Origin of the sequence: Synechococcus sp. UW69 (genome assembly GCF_900474185.1) — a bacterium.
Classification (GTDB): Bacteria; Cyanobacteriota; Cyanobacteriia; order PCC-6307; family Cyanobiaceae; genus Parasynechococcus.
In genome coordinates this window covers 254,162-269,854 of the sequence record NZ_UCNW01000008.1, presented here as the reverse complement: position 1 = coordinate 269,854, position 15,693 = coordinate 254,162, and the positions used below count along the sequence as shown (strand labels likewise).

Annotated in this window: 33 protein-coding genes; 11 read left to right on the top strand and 22 right to left on the bottom strand. The window is 54.5% G+C overall.

All coding sequences use genetic code 11. From position 1 onward, the window contains the following. The first annotated feature begins 46 nt into the window (after nt 1-46). Nucleotides 47-1,123, top strand: a complete 1,077-nt coding sequence (gene psbA, locus DXY29_RS05165) for a photosystem II q(b) protein (protein WP_115023497.1) — start codon at nt 47-49, stop codon at nt 1,121-1,123. Nucleotides 1,124-1,237: 114 nt separating this feature from the next. Here psbA and DXY29_RS05160 read toward each other — a convergent pair whose 3' ends face one another. Continuing rightward, nucleotides 1,238-1,450 (bottom strand): galactose oxidase, encoded by a 213-nt coding sequence (locus DXY29_RS05160; protein ID WP_226398469.1) that lies wholly within the window; start codon nt 1,448-1,450, stop codon nt 1,238-1,240. 133 nt (nt 1,451-1,583) lie between these two features. On the opposite strand from DXY29_RS05160, the gene DXY29_RS05155 reads away from it, so the two are divergent. Next, the gene (locus tag DXY29_RS05155) at nt 1,584-1,781 is read left to right on the top strand and encodes a hypothetical protein (protein WP_115023495.1); all 198 of its coding nucleotides are present in this window, start codon (nt 1,584-1,586) and stop codon (nt 1,779-1,781) included. A gap of 55 nt (nt 1,782-1,836) precedes the next feature. On the opposite strand, the gene DXY29_RS13430 is transcribed toward DXY29_RS05155, so the two are convergent. The 9 genes from DXY29_RS13430 to DXY29_RS05120 form a co-directional block, all read right to left on the bottom strand. Then, the gene (locus DXY29_RS13430) at nt 1,837-1,977 is read right to left on the bottom strand and encodes a hypothetical protein (protein ID WP_170952126.1); all 141 of its coding nucleotides are present in this window, start codon (nt 1,975-1,977) and stop codon (nt 1,837-1,839) included. Nucleotides 1,978-2,190: 213 nt separating this feature from the next. Beyond that, on the bottom strand, nt 2,191-2,637 hold the full coding sequence (locus DXY29_RS05150) for a hemagglutinin (RefSeq protein WP_350223188.1): 447 nt from the start codon (nt 2,635-2,637) through the stop codon (nt 2,191-2,193). Nucleotides 2,638-2,746: 109 nt separating this feature from the next. Further along, nucleotides 2,747-3,148 (bottom strand): OsmC family protein, encoded by a 402-nt coding sequence (locus tag DXY29_RS05145; RefSeq protein ID WP_115023493.1) that lies wholly within the window; start codon nt 3,146-3,148, stop codon nt 2,747-2,749. A 30-nt stretch (nt 3,149-3,178) separates the two neighbouring features. Continuing rightward, nucleotides 3,179-3,361 carry a hypothetical protein gene (locus DXY29_RS05140; RefSeq protein ID WP_115024262.1) on the bottom strand — a complete coding sequence of 61 codons (183 nt, stop codon included), beginning with the start codon at nt 3,359-3,361 and terminating at the stop codon, nt 3,179-3,181. A gap of 57 nt (nt 3,362-3,418) precedes the next feature. Beyond that, entirely contained in the window at nt 3,419-3,961 is a 543-nt protein-coding gene (locus tag DXY29_RS05135; RefSeq protein ID WP_115023492.1) for an AAA family ATPase, read from the bottom strand. Then, on the bottom strand, nt 3,954-4,388 hold the full coding sequence (locus DXY29_RS05130) for a nuclear transport factor 2 family protein (RefSeq protein ID WP_115023491.1): 435 nt from the start codon (nt 4,386-4,388) through the stop codon (nt 3,954-3,956). Before DXY29_RS05130 ends, DXY29_RS05135 begins: the two co-directional genes overlap by 8 nt. Nucleotides 4,389-4,402: 14 nt before the next feature. Next, nucleotides 4,403-5,302, bottom strand: coding sequence for a DUF481 domain-containing protein (locus DXY29_RS05125; RefSeq protein ID WP_115023490.1), 900 nt, complete (start codon nt 5,300-5,302; stop codon nt 4,403-4,405). A gap of 4 nt (nt 5,303-5,306) precedes the next feature. Next, a complete protein-coding gene (locus DXY29_RS13840) occupies nt 5,307-5,432 on the bottom strand; it encodes a hypothetical protein (RefSeq protein ID WP_255453056.1) in 126 nt (41 codons plus the stop codon). Nucleotides 5,433-5,512: 80 nt separating this feature from the next. Then, nucleotides 5,513-5,782 carry a hypothetical protein gene (locus tag DXY29_RS05120; protein ID WP_115024260.1) on the bottom strand — a complete coding sequence of 90 codons (270 nt, stop codon included), beginning with the start codon at nt 5,780-5,782 and terminating at the stop codon, nt 5,513-5,515. A gap of 96 nt (nt 5,783-5,878) precedes the next feature. On the opposite strand from DXY29_RS05120, the gene DXY29_RS05115 reads away from it, so the two are divergent. Next, nucleotides 5,879-6,103 carry a hypothetical protein gene (locus tag DXY29_RS05115; RefSeq protein WP_115023489.1) on the top strand — a complete coding sequence of 75 codons (225 nt, stop codon included), beginning with the start codon at nt 5,879-5,881 and terminating at the stop codon, nt 6,101-6,103. Here the strand turns inward: DXY29_RS05115 and DXY29_RS05110 are convergent. Both DXY29_RS05110 and DXY29_RS05105 read right to left on the bottom strand, forming a co-directional pair. Next, a complete protein-coding gene (locus DXY29_RS05110) occupies nt 6,086-6,856 on the bottom strand; it encodes a sulfite exporter TauE/SafE family protein (RefSeq protein ID WP_115023488.1) in 771 nt (256 codons plus the stop codon). The two genes, DXY29_RS05115 and DXY29_RS05110, sit on opposite strands and share 18 nt — an antisense overlap. 34 nt (nt 6,857-6,890) lie before the next feature. Beyond that, nucleotides 6,891-7,388, bottom strand: coding sequence for a hypothetical protein (locus DXY29_RS05105; RefSeq protein WP_115023487.1), 498 nt, complete (start codon nt 7,386-7,388; stop codon nt 6,891-6,893). Between the two features lie 77 nt (nt 7,389-7,465). Here DXY29_RS05105 and DXY29_RS13425 point away from each other — a divergent pair, with 77 nt between their 5' ends. Continuing rightward, complete coding sequence (locus tag DXY29_RS13425; protein WP_170951140.1) at nt 7,466-7,636, top strand: hypothetical protein; 171 nt, start codon at nt 7,466-7,468, stop codon at nt 7,634-7,636. A 148-nt stretch (nt 7,637-7,784) separates the two neighbouring features. Here the strand turns inward: DXY29_RS13425 and DXY29_RS13420 are convergent, their stop codons facing one another. After that, nucleotides 7,785-7,943 carry a hypothetical protein gene (locus DXY29_RS13420; RefSeq protein WP_170952125.1) on the bottom strand — a complete coding sequence of 53 codons (159 nt, stop codon included), beginning with the start codon at nt 7,941-7,943 and terminating at the stop codon, nt 7,785-7,787. Between the two features lie 188 nt (nt 7,944-8,131). On the opposite strand from DXY29_RS13420, the gene DXY29_RS05100 reads away from it, so the two are divergent. The 3 genes from DXY29_RS05100 to DXY29_RS13415 all read left to right on the top strand — a co-directional run bounded on the left by DXY29_RS05100 (nt 8,132) and on the right by DXY29_RS13415 (nt 9,222). After that, the gene (locus tag DXY29_RS05100) at nt 8,132-8,350 is read left to right on the top strand and encodes a CP12 domain-containing protein (protein WP_115024259.1); all 219 of its coding nucleotides are present in this window, start codon (nt 8,132-8,134) and stop codon (nt 8,348-8,350) included. 110 nt (nt 8,351-8,460) lie between these two features. Then, nucleotides 8,461-8,958, top strand: a complete 498-nt coding sequence (locus DXY29_RS05095; RefSeq protein WP_115023486.1) for a DoxX family protein — start codon at nt 8,461-8,463, stop codon at nt 8,956-8,958. A 108-nt stretch (nt 8,959-9,066) separates the two neighbouring features. Continuing rightward, complete coding sequence (locus DXY29_RS13415; RefSeq protein WP_170951142.1) at nt 9,067-9,222, top strand: hypothetical protein; 156 nt, start codon at nt 9,067-9,069, stop codon at nt 9,220-9,222. A gap of 480 nt (nt 9,223-9,702) precedes the next feature. Here DXY29_RS13415 and DXY29_RS05075 read toward each other — a convergent pair whose 3' ends face one another. The 3 genes from DXY29_RS05075 to rpsU form a co-directional block, all read right to left on the bottom strand. Further along, a complete protein-coding gene (locus tag DXY29_RS05075; protein ID WP_115023480.1) occupies nt 9,703-10,371 on the bottom strand; it encodes a hypothetical protein in 669 nt (222 codons plus the stop codon). Nucleotides 10,372-10,374: 3 nt separating this feature from the next. After that, complete coding sequence (locus DXY29_RS05070) at nt 10,375-10,614, bottom strand: hypothetical protein (RefSeq protein ID WP_115023478.1); 240 nt, start codon at nt 10,612-10,614, stop codon at nt 10,375-10,377. 215 nt (nt 10,615-10,829) lie between these two features. Continuing rightward, complete coding sequence (gene rpsU / locus DXY29_RS05065; RefSeq protein WP_009790002.1) at nt 10,830-11,006, bottom strand: 30S ribosomal protein S21; 177 nt, start codon at nt 11,004-11,006, stop codon at nt 10,830-10,832. Between the two features lie 259 nt (nt 11,007-11,265). Between rpsU and DXY29_RS13410 the strand changes: the two genes are divergently transcribed. Then, a complete protein-coding gene (locus DXY29_RS13410) occupies nt 11,266-11,421 on the top strand; it encodes a hypothetical protein (protein ID WP_170952124.1) in 156 nt (51 codons plus the stop codon). Between the two features lie 12 nt (nt 11,422-11,433). Here DXY29_RS13410 and DXY29_RS05060 read toward each other — a convergent pair whose 3' ends face one another. The 3 genes from DXY29_RS05060 to DXY29_RS05050 all read right to left on the bottom strand — a co-directional run bounded on the left by DXY29_RS05060 (nt 11,434) and on the right by DXY29_RS05050 (nt 13,941). Continuing rightward, on the bottom strand, nt 11,434-11,751 hold the full coding sequence (locus DXY29_RS05060; RefSeq protein ID WP_115023476.1) for a hypothetical protein: 318 nt from the start codon (nt 11,749-11,751) through the stop codon (nt 11,434-11,436). A gap of 312 nt (nt 11,752-12,063) precedes the next feature. Then, complete coding sequence (locus DXY29_RS13680) at nt 12,064-12,561, bottom strand: early protein (E6) (protein WP_115023474.1); 498 nt, start codon at nt 12,559-12,561, stop codon at nt 12,064-12,066. Between the two features lie 3 nt (nt 12,562-12,564). Then, a complete protein-coding gene (locus tag DXY29_RS05050) occupies nt 12,565-13,941 on the bottom strand; it encodes a DUF2130 domain-containing protein (protein ID WP_115024255.1) in 1,377 nt (458 codons plus the stop codon). A gap of 88 nt (nt 13,942-14,029) precedes the next feature. Between DXY29_RS05050 and DXY29_RS13405 the strand changes: the two genes are divergently transcribed. Further along, entirely contained in the window at nt 14,030-14,170 is a 141-nt protein-coding gene (locus DXY29_RS13405; RefSeq protein ID WP_170952123.1) for a hypothetical protein, read from the top strand. 7 nt (nt 14,171-14,177) lie between these two features. Here the strand turns inward: DXY29_RS13405 and DXY29_RS05045 are convergent, their stop codons facing one another. Then, complete coding sequence (locus tag DXY29_RS05045) at nt 14,178-14,543, bottom strand: DUF1499 domain-containing protein (protein ID WP_115024254.1); 366 nt, start codon at nt 14,541-14,543, stop codon at nt 14,178-14,180. 32 nt (nt 14,544-14,575) lie between these two features. Next, on the bottom strand, nt 14,576-14,752 hold the full coding sequence (locus DXY29_RS13400; protein WP_170952102.1) for a hypothetical protein: 177 nt from the start codon (nt 14,750-14,752) through the stop codon (nt 14,576-14,578). A 24-nt stretch (nt 14,753-14,776) separates the two neighbouring features. On the opposite strand from DXY29_RS13400, the gene DXY29_RS13395 reads away from it, so the two are divergent. Next, the gene (locus DXY29_RS13395) at nt 14,777-14,953 is read left to right on the top strand and encodes a hypothetical protein (protein WP_170952122.1); all 177 of its coding nucleotides are present in this window, start codon (nt 14,777-14,779) and stop codon (nt 14,951-14,953) included. Between the two features lie 198 nt (nt 14,954-15,151). On the opposite strand, the gene DXY29_RS13390 is transcribed toward DXY29_RS13395, so the two are convergent. Continuing rightward, complete coding sequence (locus tag DXY29_RS13390) at nt 15,152-15,325, bottom strand: hypothetical protein (RefSeq protein ID WP_170952121.1); 174 nt, start codon at nt 15,323-15,325, stop codon at nt 15,152-15,154. A 183-nt stretch (nt 15,326-15,508) separates the two neighbouring features. On the opposite strand from DXY29_RS13390, the gene DXY29_RS13385 reads away from it, so the two are divergent. Beyond that, complete coding sequence (locus tag DXY29_RS13385; protein ID WP_170952120.1) at nt 15,509-15,685, top strand: hypothetical protein; 177 nt, start codon at nt 15,509-15,511, stop codon at nt 15,683-15,685. The last annotated feature ends 8 nt before the right edge of the window (nt 15,686-15,693 follow it).

Here is a 15,693-nt window from a genome sequence, read left to right as displayed (position 1 = left end):
CTGTCCCCATTTTTTGGGGAGAGGTTCATTCGTCTTCTTTTCTTCTATGTCCACCGCAATTCGCAGCGGACGCCAGAGCAATTGGGAAGCCTTTTGTCAGTGGGTTACCGACACCAACAACCGCATTTATGTGGGTTGGTTCGGCGTACTGATGATTCCCTGCCTCTTGGCGGCCACCATCTGCTTCACCATTGCGTTTATCGCAGCACCCCCTGTCGATATCGATGGCATCCGTGAGCCTGTCGCTGGCTCCCTGATCTACGGCAACAACATCATCTCCGGTGCTGTTGTTCCTTCTTCAAACGCCATCGGCCTGCACTTCTACCCCATCTGGGAAGCTGCTTCCCTCGATGAGTGGCTGTACAACGGCGGCCCCTTCCAGCTGGTTGTTTTCCACTTCCTCATCGGCATCTACGCCTACATGGGTCGTGAGTGGGAACTCTCCTACCGCCTGGGCATGCGCCCCTGGATCTGCGTTGCTTACAGCGCACCTGTTGCTGCAGCCTCTGCTGTCTTCCTGGTTTACCCCTTCGGTCAGGGCTCCTTCTCTGACGCAATGCCCCTGGGCATCTCTGGCACCTTCAACTACATGTTGGTGTTCCAGGCCGAGCACAACATCCTGATGCACCCCTTCCACATGTTGGGCGTCGCAGGTGTCTTCGGCGGCAGCTTGTTCTCCGCCATGCACGGCTCCCTGGTGACCTCCTCCCTGGTGCGTGAAACCACCGAGAGCGAGTCCCAGAACTACGGCTACAAGTTTGGCCAAGAGGAAGAGACCTACAACATCGTGGCTGCCCACGGTTACTTCGGTCGCCTGATCTTCCAATACGCCTCCTTCAACAACAGCCGTAGCCTTCACTTCTTCCTGGGTGCTTGGCCTGTTGTCGGCATCTGGTTCACGTCCATGGGCGTGTCAACCATGGCCTTCAACCTGAACGGTTTCAACTTCAACCAGTCCATCCTGGATAGTCAGGGCCGCGTCCTGAACACCTGGGCCGACATGATCAACCGTGCCGGCCTCGGCATGGAAGTGATGCACGAGCGCAACGCTCACAACTTCCCCCTCGACCTGGCTGCTGTTGAGTCCACTCCTGTGGCTCTGCAGGCTCCTGCCATCGGTTGATCTGGAATCAACCTGTTCCTTCTGGAACAGACCAAACGATTCAGATCAACTGAATCGGAAAGCCCCCTCTCACGAGGGGGCTTTTGTTTGTGGTTGTGCAGGATTTGAAGCGAATTAGGCCCCCTCTGGGCACCAGCCGATCTCCTTCTCCAGTCGCTGCATCCACTGGTGGCAGCGGTGATCAAGGTGTGCTCCCTGGGGGAGCAATTGTTGATGGCGTGCGCAGACCGGCTGAGTGACTCCTGCCTCGGCAAGGGTGTGCTGAAAGTGCTGGCAGGTGAGGCACACCATGAGGGATCGACTGGGCCGTAGCTGCCCTGCGCCCATCGGTGGCCAAGTCCCAGCAAGGGGTACGTTCAAGGACTCCATAGCCATGAGTGTAGTAATTGTGTACTACTCCCTAGGTTTCTCGCTGTCAACGATCTGGCCATGGTGAGCCGGCGTTAGGGAGAATGTGGATATGAGTGAGTCCCGCGCCACGCTCCAGTTCGATCTTGATCTCGAGGCTGTTCGCCTGCTCCATCGCTCGGTGAGCTTTCATCTCGAGAAATGGCCTGGGGGGCCGGATCCAAGGGAGCAGGAGGCACTGCAGACGATGAAGACCTTGCTCACGGCAGCATTGCTGGAATTCAGCCTCGATCAGGACGGTCAGCGCTAAAACCCGCCTCCTTCACTCGTCTTCATGGAAGCTGTGACAGAGATCCATCGGCGACCTACAACTCCTTCAGTCGGTTGAGAGCGCCATGGAGCAACAGCAGGCTGGAACCTGGGATTCTGTTGAGGCATGCCTTGAGTGCATCACCACCTGTTCGGTTGATGATGGTGAGTGCGTGACCACCTGCGTTCGGACACATCTCGGTGACGAGGAAGAACTCTGGACCAGCAGTCTTTGTCTCTGAGCTGTCACTCTGAGCTGTAGCCGTGGGTTGGTTGATCGCAATTGCAATCGTCTTATTGCTGTCTTTGCTGGGATGGCGCTGGAATCAGCTGGAGTGTGCAGCGGATAACGCCATCAGCGACCGATTGGTGAAGCGCATTCGTCGTCATTCACGACGACGGAAACACCATCACTGAGATCCGTGATCTCTGCAGATGTGCCCATCTTTCCAGCTCCAGATCCATGGAACCGTTGCTTTTGCTTTCCGGAGATCCTCTTGTGCTTGAAGTCGTATGGGGATGAATTCCGTTCTGTAATCAAATTCGCGATCACGCATGGACTGGTTCAGAACCAGACTGCCGTCGATGCTGGAAACTGAGCGGTGGTAGGTCCCGATCGGGATTTGGAGAGCACCCATCGCGCGGATCAAATGAATGATGTGATGGGGGTGATCCCAGGCTGGATTGAGCAGCGTGAAAGTACGAGCTCCTTCTAACACCAGGTTGTTGTCCACCTGATGACGGTGGACGTAGTACTGCTCTGAGCCGTCTTGATCGGGGGGGGATGTGGCGGCGCCATGGTGGGCGACCACGTCGGTGCCATTGCTCCCTGGGACCCCAGCATCAAAGAAGGTCACCGATGGAGTTTCTCGGAAGACATGAATCGGTATGAAGTGAAGTCTCACGATTCCTCCTCTTGCTCTTCTTATCTCCGCTTTAAACCCGTCTTTGGATCGATGCGGATGATCAGCACCAGATCAAATCAATCGTCATGGATGGCTCAAGATTGCGTTTCACAGGGCAGTCATTCACAACACGTTTGAACAACTGAACCTGCTCCTCTGACAACCCTATCGGCAGGGTGATGCTGACCCGAAGTGTCTCGATCCTGCGGGGCCCCGATTGGCTCATGATTTTTTCCACCGATGCTTCTGCATCAGTAACCGTCCAATTTCGGCGTTTGGCCGTGATTCCCATCACGGTCAAGATGCAGGTGCCAAGAGCGGTGGCCAACAAATCTGTTGGTGAAAAGCTTTCACCACGTCCGTCGTGATCAGGCGGTGCATCGGTGTGCAATGCCACGCCTGAGGGCCCATGTTCTGCTGAGCAGTGCAGGTCGCCGGTGTAGCGGCAGGAAATGCGCGTCATTAGGGCACTGCATCAAGGCACTGCCCTTGCTCAGGCCGCCGGCATGCGGCAACCCAGCTGAATCGTGCCTTCGTCGATGAGTCGGCCGAGTCGCTGCGCGACGGCTTCCTCGGTTCGCGTGAATTGATCTTGTCGGTCGGTCACCCACGCCATTTCACCGTTGGTGATCACGCCGGTGGACATGGCTTCCAGAAACAGTTCTCCGAGAGTCATGGCACTGATGCTGTTCAAATCACGTTGATGGGACTCAAAGGGGCGTGCATGACCTGCTTACCTTTCTTCATGGCCAAGAATGGTTTGAACTGCTCGATTGATCTGTTCTTGGTGGTCTGAGCTGGCGAGATTGAGGCGAATCAAACTTGAGAATCCCTCTCTCTTATCGGGTCGATCAGCACGGCTGGTCAGCGTTCGGTGCATCGCATGAATCACCTGTTCCGGCACCATTCGTTCACGGCACTGGTTCCAGACAAGGCAGCGGTCCAGCGGTGTCTGTAGCCACCAGCCGATCCACTTCAGGCGCCTCACCCCTAAATCTCTGTGCATCAACCGTTGGCGCCAGCTGAGTTGCGCATGGGTGGCATCCAAAAGCACGTTCTCGCCAGCAGCCAGGGCGCTGTCGATGGCTTCATAGAGGAGGGGTTCGAGTTCAGGCCAGGGACCTTGAACGTTTGCGTCCCCCCAAAGCTGTTTCCTCAGCGCGTCGTTGGAGATCACCCTTGCACGGAGCAATGGAGCGAGGATCCCGGCGAGGGTGGACTTTCCACTGCCGGGGGGACCGATCAACAGATGCCCCTGCTGTGCTGTTTCAGGCAACGAACCGTTTGTACAGCCATCGCACCAGCCCACCAATCACAGGAACAGGAGCGAATGTGGGACCGACGAAATCGAAATAATCACGATGATCCCCGATCTTTCCATCTGGATTGAAGCTGAGTCGGGTTGCGCCGGGATAGATGAATTCAATCCCTTTGATTTTTAGGCCCATGCGCCATTCAACGAAGGCTGTTTCTCCGTTCACCGCCACCGTTTCTGTTTCCAGGAAAACGTCATCACAGCGCTGCATCAGACCTTCCTGGGCAAGGATGTAAGCGTCAATTCCCTGCCGTTCCTGGGTTGGATCGGTGAAGTGAACGTCGTCGGCGTAAACAGCCTTCCATTGTGCAGCTGTGGGCCCGGGTGTTCCGTAGGGCTTGGTGAACAGGGCACGGATCTGTTCTGCGTCCAGCGGCGGTTGAAGCATGGGTGGTGTTGTCATCAGAAGTCGGCGCCCACCTGAGCTGTGATGGTGTTGTTCACCTGTGGAGTGCTCATGCTTTGGTAAATCGATTGAACCCGCAATGTTGTGAACAACTTGCTGTTCACGGCGGGGTAGTAACGGACCTCAGCGGTAAGGGTGTTGCCTGGTTGAATCTCGTTCGCCCAGACCGTTGTGAATTGGTTTTGAAGTCCAAACTTCAGCGTTGGCATGGGTTTCCAGCTGAGATCTGCGGTGAGCGTTGCGCCGCCGTAGGTGTTGCCGCAAAACGTGTCGCTGGCACAGGTGATGCCTCCTCCGCTCCACTGCACCGAAGGACCGATGGACACGGTGAAATCAGTTGTTTCTGACTTCATCAGTGGGAAAGCCACACCGATGTTTCCCAGCACGGTGTTCACCCCGGAATCATTGGTGCCGTTGTACTGGTAACTGCTCAGAGCAAACAAATCGAGGTTGGATCCGATGGGTTTGTCGTATCGGAGTTCCGCAGATCCCTTCTCCGTATCGATGGAGAGTGCCTCCCCCGAATCCTTCGACTTACTTGCATTGAAACTGCCACTCAACGACAGCTTCTGCTGTTCATCTTTGTAGCGGGTTTTTCCGGTGAAGCTGATCGACATGGAGCTGTCGCCGTCCTTCTCATTGCCGATCAGACCCGCGGATATAGAGCTTGTCCAGAGGGGCTTGGTTTCGGCCGGTTGGAGTTGTTCTGCGGTGAGTTCCAACCGCCCCAACTGGGGGTGGTTGAGCACCATCGTTCCATCCTCTGAATTCCGCTCAATCAGTTCCCCGTGAAGACTGTCGCCGTTGCGCAGGGTCAAGTTGACGGTTTCGGCCCAGCTCAGGCTGGGGAGCATGCCGAGGGACAGCAGTCCAGCGGTGGCGAGAAAACGGTGCATGGCGTCAGTTGAAAAAACCTTTGGACTGCAGCCAGAGGCCGACGGCGAGCAGTGGCCCGAAGCCGGCGATCAAAACTGTGATCTTCAGCCGCAGTGGTGACACCTGCGGGTCGTTCTGGCGAAGAGCCATGGCTTGGAACAAAGGTCGATGAACTTAAACGGTGCGCTACGTCAGTGCCTGTTCCCATGACGACCGACGTGATCTCCGCTTCAGAGCTCGTACTCCTCTTCAAATTGTTGGATCAGCCCCTTGTAAAGCGCGAGCAGGCCTTCTGTTTCTTCGCAGAATCCGTCGGTGGTGTACTTAGCGATGAGATTCACCACGGCGCTTCGGATCTGCGTGAAGGCGCCGAGGTACTCAGCCTGGATGTCTTCATTCCGGATGTCGTTGATCAGCGCGCCCACTAGCTCAATTTTTCGCTTGGCAGCGGCCATTTCCGCTTCCATGTCCTTGTTGAGCTTGCGGCGTTTCTTCGGCATCCCCTCAATCGGATCAATCACCGACATTACGGGAGCCGCCGGCCCTCCTTGTTCAACCAGCTTCCCTTAGCGTTGAGAGGATTAACCCCTGGGCTTGTGGATCGGACCTTTCGTGGCGTTGCTTATGTGTCCGTCTGGGTGGTGATTTGGGGAACTGTGGCGTCCCTGATGGACTGGATGCTGCTGACGGGTGAGGTCTATGAAACAGCCAGTGCTGGTCAGGCGGTGACGTTCATTGCCTACGGGGCTGCAACGGTGGTACTGGCAACGCGATTCTCTGGGCGTTTCCTTGAGGGCTCCGATTCAGAGACAGCGGATTAGAAGAGATCCCCCCATCAGCAGCGCCAAGATTTCGAAGGATCGTTTGACCAGACGACTTCCTTTCACAAGTGAGTAGTGGGCGCCCAGAAAGCCTCCGATGAGCGATCCGAGAACCAGTGCTGGCAGCCAGTCCCAGCGGATCTCTCCGCTCAAACCCAGCACCAGCGCTCCCACTCCATTCCATCCCAACCCCACCAAAACCAGCGTGTGGGCTACGGCTCTCGCGTAGCTCAGTCCGAACCAGCGCACCAGCCAAAGGGTGACAAACAAACCTGTCCCCGAGGTCAGCGAACCGTTGAGGATTCCAATAATGAACAGTCCGCAGGCTCCGACTCCGACGGTGCTGGCCGTCAGGGGGCGGGGCGCGTCCATCGTTCCCAGATCTGGTTTCCGCGCCGAGTAAACCCCTAGCCCCAGCGTCAGCAGACCGAGGCTTGCGGTGGCCGCTTGATCTGGCAGGGCAAGAACCATGCTGGCGCCCAAGCAGACCCCCGGTAAACCGGCACCGAGCACCACTGCAGAGCGTTTGAGGTCAAGGCTGCTGGCTCGCCAGTGACGCCCCGTCGCTCCGAGCCCCAGAGCAACGCTGGCAACCTTATGAGTGGCCAGTGCCATGGCAAATGGAAGGCCAAGAAGGATGAGCGCTGGGAGTTGAACCAGTCCAGCGCCACCGCCCGCTAGTGCTGATAGGCCATTGGCTCCAATGGCAATACCCAAGAGGGCGATTTGGGTTAGCAGTTCGGAAACACTCATGCCTGCTTGGCTTGGCGCATCGCGATAGGCCTGTTCAATCTCGTGTCAGGAAGGCAATGGGCACCGAAAACGTGATGATGCGATGGGGCTCCCCAGGGAGAACGGCGACGCATGCCACCTCTCGGTCAGCGTGGGCCTCACGAGACTGCACGACGAAGGCCGTGGCGTCTTCGATGCTCCACATTGGGGCATCACCGCTACGGCGTTCATCCCTGTAAGCCTGCCAAACCTCTGCGAAAGCCTCTCCCTCCTCTCCGTTCTTCATTTCGGTGAGAGCTTGTTCCAAGCCCACGTCTTCAAAACGCTCGAACAGCTGCACCATCAAAGGGTGAGCAATGGTGGATGAGGCCTTCAACGTCGAGTTGATCGTGCCGATTGCACTCACGATCAGTTTCGGTTTGGTGCGTCTTGCATCGATCACTCCGACAGGCAGGCTCAGATCCCAGCTTGGATGTCCGCTGACGGCACAGGCCAGATCAAACAGTCCCACGCTGCATTGCTTGATCAGGTTCTGAATGGTCTGCCGATCCATAGTTCTGTCGTTCGCGGCCCGATTCGCCGTTTGCATTCCAGTGTTGCCAGGATGGCCTTCGAATGGTGACGTTGAGGATGTCCCTGGTTCAGATTTACCTTGATGCTGTCACCCACCAGGTGATCACCACAGAAGAGCTTGCTTACGTTTCGGGAAATCAGGATGGCTTTGATCGCACTGAGTTGAAGCTCACAGCGCGACTCGAACATCTGATTGGTGTTGGCAATATCAGTATTGGAACGCGCTAACTAGCCAAACAAAATCCGCTGCAGTCGATTAAGCAATTGCCGAATCGTTCTTTTCTCACGACTGAAAATCATTCGGTCATTTGACAACATCGCGCAGCTCACCCGATTTCAGCATCTGATAGGCGGGAAACGATGCGGAGTCAAGCCTTCAAGGGAGTGCCACAACACCCGACCATGTCTGGAGAACATCGGGTGCCCCCTGGGTCAGGGCCGATACGGCGCTAGCCGAACCAATCCCGATGCCGAGCACAACCCCTATGGCAAAGACAAGAAGTCCTGTCAGAACACTGCGATCGGAAAACGGCATGCACTGGATGATCAGCCTCCCTGACTTTCCTTCGGGGAGCGTCAGATGGCTACCGCGATGTCACAGGACGTGATGGGTTCTTGGGAGGATCTGTTGTGTGCTTTCGACCACAAAGGTAGATCTACCGACTGATCGAAATGGGTCGTCTTCGCTAACAACCCAATGTCAGCCAGATGACGGACCAAGTCATGAAAACGATTGACGAGCACATTCAGAAGGATCAAGAGGAGTTCCTCAAGGCCCTGTCTGATCACAACGACGGCAAAGTGCGTCATCTCACGGAAGAGCTGCAGTGGTTGTTGGATCACAAAAAGGAATTCCCCGATGATCCCCATGACCCCTCTCCCCTGGAACTGTTCTGTGAGCAAAATCCCGATGAGCCTGAGTGCCTGGTCTATGACGACTGAGTCGCCCAGGCGAGCTGAGTAGAAGTACTCATCAGCGGTCCGCCCCTTGGCGCGGACCCGCACTGCAACACACAACTTATTTAAGTTGTGTGTAGTCGATTAGCTCTGCAGTGATTCGCGCCATTCTTTCCCGTCCCATTGCAGGCGACCTTGGTCTGCTTGTCCTCCGGGTGTTCACGGGGGCTCTGCTGATTCACCACGGCTACGAGAAGCTCGCCAATATCGAAAATTTTGCCGATGCATTCGTTCGTCCGTTGCATCTGCCCTTTCCGATCTTGCTCTCCTATGTCGCGGCGTTCTCGGAAGTGATCGGAAGCTGGTTGCTGATCACAGGATTGTTGACGCGGATGGGGGCATTGGCTGTTGCGGGAACCATCTCCGTCGCCATCTATCACGCCATCGTCACAGCTGGCTTCAACATCTATCTCCTCGAGCTCCTCGGGCTCTACTTCGCGGCAGCTGTTGCCGTGTTGGCCTGTGGCCCAGGTGTGTTCTCCATTGATGAGCTCATTGCTCGTCGTCTCGAGCCAGACATGGAGTTTTCTGCTGAGCTGAATGAAGGCTTCTCCAAGAGCGGTGTTCTTGAAGAAGCAGTTGTCGGACGCTGAACACCTCGCTTGTTCGTTTGACTTAGCCCCGCCTTGCGGGGCTTTTTTGTTGGCTGGCTTCGGTTTGGGGTGGAGAGGCGTCAGAATCGAAAGAGTTGGTTCAACGCGATGAAAGAGGTCAGTCTGTTGGAGATGATTGGTCGTTCATTGGCCAAGGTTGCTGCCGGCGCTGGAGTCGCAGCAGTATTGATCTGGCTGACTTACGTGCTGCTGGATTTTGGACATATGCAGTCTGGCTTCACCCTGCCTCAATCCAGTTATTGAGCAAGGATGGAGTGGAATGATTTCGCGACACCCTTTCTGATCATCTCCTCTCTGCTGATTGCACTGCAGATCAGTTGGATTCGAGTCATGCTGAAAAAAAATCGTCGCAGACGCTTAGGGGAACCACTCAATTCCAGGGCTTTTCGCCGTGAACTTGAGAGGATTTTTTACCAACTGAGTGAACATTCTGAAACATGAAACAGCTGCCTGGCCAACGGGGAATAAACATGCCTCGTTGGCTGAAAACTGGTCTTGCCGCAACGATCACTCTGGTGAGCACTATTTGGCTGCTTTCTCTACTTCCTTTTTTGTTGCTTGCGGCTTTAGTTCTGTCAATTTTGCTTATCCCTATCACCCGACGTCTCCGACGGGACATGGAAGAAGCTGGATTCAGTGTTGATGGATCGTTAAAGAGAGAGCATCGACGTGATGTCAACATCACTCCATGGCATCGCCAGCTCCGCAATGTCTGGCGAGACGTCAGCTCCGGAAAAGGTCTTTAGCCATCGAACGATAACGACCAAGAGAACTTCCTCCGCGTCTGGCACGTGTTGATAAACGTTGCCCTGGAAGAAGATGCAGAGGGGCGTAATTCACGAGTGTCGGTTCTGAACTCTCTTTCTGTTCAGCTGCCAACACTTCGGCAATGGCTTCAGCAGTGGTCGGTGTGGGTGTTGGGTTTTGCGAAACCGCTTCCACCTTGATTGGCTTGATTGCAACAGACGAGGTGTCACCTTGTCTGGTCAGTTTGGTTGAGCCGAGGGGCCAGAGAAAGACAAGACTCAGCAGAAGAGCCACTGCGGCAGTCAGGGTGCCAGTGAGTCCAAACGCCAGGCCCTGAAAATTCCAAAGCAGCCCCGAACCAGCCATGCCAAGGGTTCCGATGGTGGCGAGGATCAAGCCGAGGAGTGAAGCCTGAGGAGCTCTGACTTTGATCGGCTGGGTGTCTTCGCTGGCTGCAACGGGTAGAACTTGCGGTTCAGGTCGCAGCAATACAAAGCTGATCCCCAAAAGCACCAACGATGTCACGGTGCTGCCGAGCCCCAAAGTGCGACCCTGAAAATTCCAAAGCAGACCTCCACCGGCCAGGCCTGAAACACCGAGTGTTGCCAGAGCAAGACCACTGAACAAGGGAAGACGGTTGCGCATGACTCAGTTGCTCCGGTTCTGCATGGCGGCGTAGGCAATGGCTCCGCCGCTGATCACTGTCAAAACTCCAGCGCTCAACAGGAAGCCCACCAACATGGCGAATCCCAGAAAAGAGCCCAGAAGAGACATTTTGATTCGAAGCAGTTTTGACTTCATCAGCAACACCAACAGCAAGACGATGGTGGCCTTCAGGCCGGCAATTTTTGCTGCACTGATGGGACAAAATGGGTTGAACAACACCATCGGGTGGTTTTTGTCGGTCTAAAGCGTTGATTAAGTCTGGCGAAAACAGAGACGTACCGTGACATTCCGCCCATAGGAGACGTGCAGTTCAAGCAGTACACAAGCCCTGGACGTTTCTGGTGAAACCGATTCCCTCGGCGTTGTCTGTTATGGGCAATTGATGGCTCATAAAAAACGGGCCCTAGGGCCCGTTTTGTTGAATCGACGTGGCCGGATCAGCGGCGGCGGTTGCGGGAGCGTTGCTTCAGCTTGCGCTTGTACTTCTCAACGGGGGTTTCGTGGTGACGGATCCGACGCAGATCAGAAAAGATGCCGGCTTTGGCGACGGAGCGTTTGAAGCGACGCAACGCGGATTCAATACCTTCGTTCTCGCCGACTGTGACCTGACTCATCCGTTCCCCGAAAGAGAGCAATAAACATCGACTTTAACAGCCATCCCCCCCCTGCAAGGCGTGACAAGCCTTGGCGAGTCAGCTCGAAACGCGCTGAGCAATTCAGCAGTGGCTCAATGGTCTGATGCCCCGCTTCGGCTTTAAGACCTATGGACTGCTTTGCTGCCTGCATTCTTTTGCGTGACGCTTGTTGAAGAGATGGTGGCGCTTCCACGCTTCTGCTTTGGGATAGGTCCATCACCTTCAGCAGGTCTTCGTCTTGACCATCACGCACTGCCCCCTGTGCATTGGCCTGGCTGTTCTATCGGCAGTTCGATTCCTTGCCCATTGCGTCATGGCGGTTCAACTGGAACGCAGCACAGCAGGAGAATCCACCCATCCCGCCATGCTTCTGGGGACCGTCTTTGAGATTTGAAGGAAGGCTCCTTCAGGGATCCTTGGGATCGATCAGCTGGAGATAGGCCATGTCAGACCTTTGTAGAGCTTCGTCGTCATGGGGTGCCTCACCGCTGAAGAGGAGTTGAAGGATGCGACCACGATCCATGTCACGGTCGACCACCTCTTGCCACAAGCGTGAGGTGAGTTCAGGATCACGCCATTCGAGCTGGGCATCGATCAGGGCTCGGGTCATGGCGAAGTAGCTCTGCCGATCATTGCGGAGCCGGTCTTCGGAAATGCTCTGTTGAACCGGCGGCTTCAGCAGGCTGCGGATTCTTTCCGAGGCCGCTCTAAGCATCTTTGGCATCTTCGTCTTGCGACTCAGCTCAGTCTGATTCGGCCCTCACGGCTGACAACAGAGTGAAATGCCTATGACGGCAGAGAATTGAGTATTTGAACTCACCCCAGCGGAACGGTAGCGCTGATGACTTTTTGTAAAGTAATCCCAGTTAAGTTGAATCGACTCCTCCTAAGCCCGTGGAAATACTTGTGCTTGCAGCCGTATTTGTCCCTTTTTCTGCACTCGTTATGAATGCATTTTCTGGTGACTCTGAAGACGATTTCGACTTTCTTTAAATGGAATCCAAACTCCTAGCATTATTGGCATTCGGCGCCGCAATCATGACACTGTGGGCCTGGTTGATGGCGAATTTGCCGCGGATGGCATCTGACCAGAACAAGCCAAGCAGCCGCCGTTGATGCGATAGGGCGCCAAGTGTCCACGAAGGCAGGTTGTTCCGCGAAAAAAGAGTTTTTTCCCTTGCTCTCGAGCATGAGCATCAGTGAGGGGCAGCTTCAGCCAGCGCTCGGGAACTTGTCCTACCAATTTCGATCTGGCCTCAACAGCTGCTTGGCGGCGTTCTTTTTCCTCCCGATCGTTTTTGCGATAAACCCCTTCAATCTGGAGTTCTCTCGCACAACGCTCGCAAGCGTTCACGGTGGGTTTGCGACGCGCTGTGTTGAGCGACAATTTGTCGCTGGGTACCTCTCGCTCTGCTCCACAGCTGCAGCGGCACCACCAGTAAACGTTCCCTGCTTTGGTTCGACGTTCGGAAGCGCGCACGACAGTGAGCTTGCCGTAAACCTCACCGATGCGGTCGCGTGGGCTGGAAGGCATCGTTTAGGCGGATTGTTGGTCAGCTGAATTGTCTAAATCGGCAAACTTGGCTGCCATCGTTGGATTTCTGCGGGTCAACTTTTTAACGGTGACATCCTGCGCTTTGTCATTGGCGAGGCGAAGATTTCGATCAGCTCCCATCAGCGCATCCTTAGTCTTTTGGAGATGATCAATGGATTTATCGATTTCATCAATCGCGGTTTGGAAGCGTCTCGAGGCAAGGTCGTAGTTTCGCGAGAATGCCGTTTTGAAGGTTTCGAGATCGTTCTCGAAGTTAGTTACATCAATATTCTGAGCTTTTACAAGGGCAAGCTCTGCCTTGTACTCAAGCGATTTCATGGCAGCATTGCGTAGCAACGTGATAAATGGAATAAAAAACTGCGGCCGAATGATATAGGTTTTTGTATAGCGATGAGAAACATCAACAATTCCTGAATTATACAATTCATTTTCGGGCTCGAGGAGCGATACAAGAACTGCATACTCGCAGTTCTTTTCATTTCTATCTTTATCGAGCTCTTTGAGAAAATCCTCGTTTTTCTTCTTGGTGGCTGTTGTGTCGGCTTCGTTTTTCATCTCAAACATAATTGAGATGATTTCATTGTTGAGTTCGTCTTGGTCGCGGAAGATATAATCGCCTTTGCTGCCACTGCGGGCATCGTTGTCTTTTTCGAAGTAGGCCTTCGGGAAAGCAGCAGCACGAATGCGGTTGAATTCGGTTTCGCAGTGCTGTTCAAGGGTTTCTCCCACCATTTTGGTGGAGAGTCGCGCTTTCATGTCGCGCAGTCGTTCTATGGCTTGATCTCGGTCACTGAGCTGGGTTTCATAGCGTTCCTTGAGCGATTGTGATTCCAGTTGATGCTTCAGCTCTGTTTCGTTTAAAACGCTTTGGAGAGCATCTCGTTGCTTCTCAACCGTGCTCACCGCTTCATTCACTGCTAGCTGCTGTTGCATCGAACCGGCATTCAGCTGTGCCTGCAAATCACGAAGCTCACTATCTTTCTGAAGCGTCACCGCCTGCATCTCTTTGGCGAATCTGGTCTCTGCGAGGCGTTGCTGTGTTGCCTGTTGTTCACGCATTTGCTGTAGTTCGGCGGCGATGCGATCTCGCTGCTTCTCGGCTTTATTGACAGCATCTTTAATCGCTAATTCTTGATGCATCGCACTTTGCTTGAGTTGGGCTTCAAGCGTCTGCATTTCTGTGTCTTTTTTGGCAATGGCCAATTCGATGGCATTGCGCTTGTCTTGTTCCGCCAGTGCAAGTCGTTTATTCAGTTGTTGTTCAAAGTCTCTATCTCTGACCTGTTTCAGGATGTCGGCATAGCCGGCTTCATCCACCTTGAAGGCTGTGTTGCAGTTGGGGCAGATGATCTCGTGCATGTCTGACGTTTTGTGTTGTTCGATCGCGCCACGTCGTGGCATTTTATCGGGATCTGGCTAATACGAGTTCAGATCAATGGTTCATGCCGTGTCTGATTGGTTTGATCCTCGCGCTCTTGTGGAAACTGTGCTAGTCGCCGGCATTGTGGTGATAGCTGCTGTCGGATTCGTGGCGGGTATCAAGGAGTTGATCTTGGATGTGCGCAATATGCGTCGAGCCAAGGTGTGAGGATTCTTCAGCGCTCGAGGGCCGACCGCAGCTCCGAAATCCTTGCGGTATTCACACCAAGGTCAGAGTCACCGATCCGAGACTCGGAGCGTGCCTGAATCTGGCTCTTGTCCTCGTCTGCGAATACTTCTAGGTCGTCAATGAAGCCGAAGAATGCGCTGCTTGCCTCCGCATGGAAGTAGGCCTCTTTCTCGTTGACGACAACCATTCGGGGCCTCTGCCGAACCAACGTGTTCAGCTTGTTGAAATCTGCGGTTGGATCTGAGCTCGCCCAGACTTCCCTTGCGCAGTGAGCGGTCGTCTTGCAAGCACGGAGCTCACCGTTGCTGACTCCCAAATCGGCAGGAACGGGGCCGACGAGATGGAACAACATCAGGATTGGAGCCAGTAGGCCGGCAAGAAAGGTCACTGGTCTCTGCGGGAACGACCGCTCCAGTTGAGCATCCAAATCCAGACCCCGAACAGGGTTCCTACCGGCACTGCAATCACCACAAGCTGGCTGATCACGAGTTGACGAGCTTCAGGATCCACGTTTGTGCTGGTTGGAGGTCCGATAGAGCTGATGGGCACCAGCTTCGCCATCATGGTGATGATGCGTGGGAGACGATGTCGAATCCAAGCTGGATTGTGCTGGCCTGGTTGGTTGTGGCGTTTGCTTCTGCAGTCAAGTTTTGGTCGATTACGCGTCCTTACCGCAAGAAAGCTGCCCCTTTCAATCAACAAACGGTTGATGAAGCCCGTCTGCGCTTGGAACGACGCTGGCGCAAAGACAGCAAGGTGTAGCGGCTAACGCTCAGCAATCACCCATGCTGTTGCTGCTCTCTGTCGCACGTAAAGATCAGCAAGTTCTCTGGCAAGGGTTTTCAACGTTTCCAGGTCATTGGTGTCATCGATGGATCGCTTGATCGATTCAGCTTCGAATTGCTGAGGCAGACTTAGGTTCACAGCTCACCCAAGAAGTGCGACAACTTTAATCAAACGTTATTTGAGTTGTGAGCAGGCTGCAGCCCGTGAGCGTGCGATCTCCTTCTGCCATGCCAAGAGCAGGTCTTTGCTCATCTCCTGAAGCTCTTTGACATCTGTGATCGTGCTGATGTCTCGAGTCCGCTGTTCCAAGTCGAACTGTTGGCCAAGTGTCAGAGCAATGGGCTCCATGGTGACGTCGGCAAGTTGGGCTCAAAGTATCTGTCTGCTCCTGCGTCGTCGTAACAACAGGTACGTTTCAGGTCGGATGTGTTCTGCTGCATACATGGTTTTGATGACAGAGCATTGCCTGTTGTCGCTTTTTGGTCTGTCTCGTCTGGTTATTTCTCAGGATGGGATTGATTGATGGCTTTCATGCACTTTTCCTGGTCGCAACATCTTGAGCTCGCTCGATCCGTTGAGGCTGCTGGCGATCAGGAGCGAGGTGCTGCTCTCGCACTGATGGGGGTGGGGCTGGCGCTTCTGCTGCGTGATCTTGAACAAGACTTACTCAACGTGCCGAGTTCTTTGGCTCCTGGGCATCAACTCTGAAACACCTC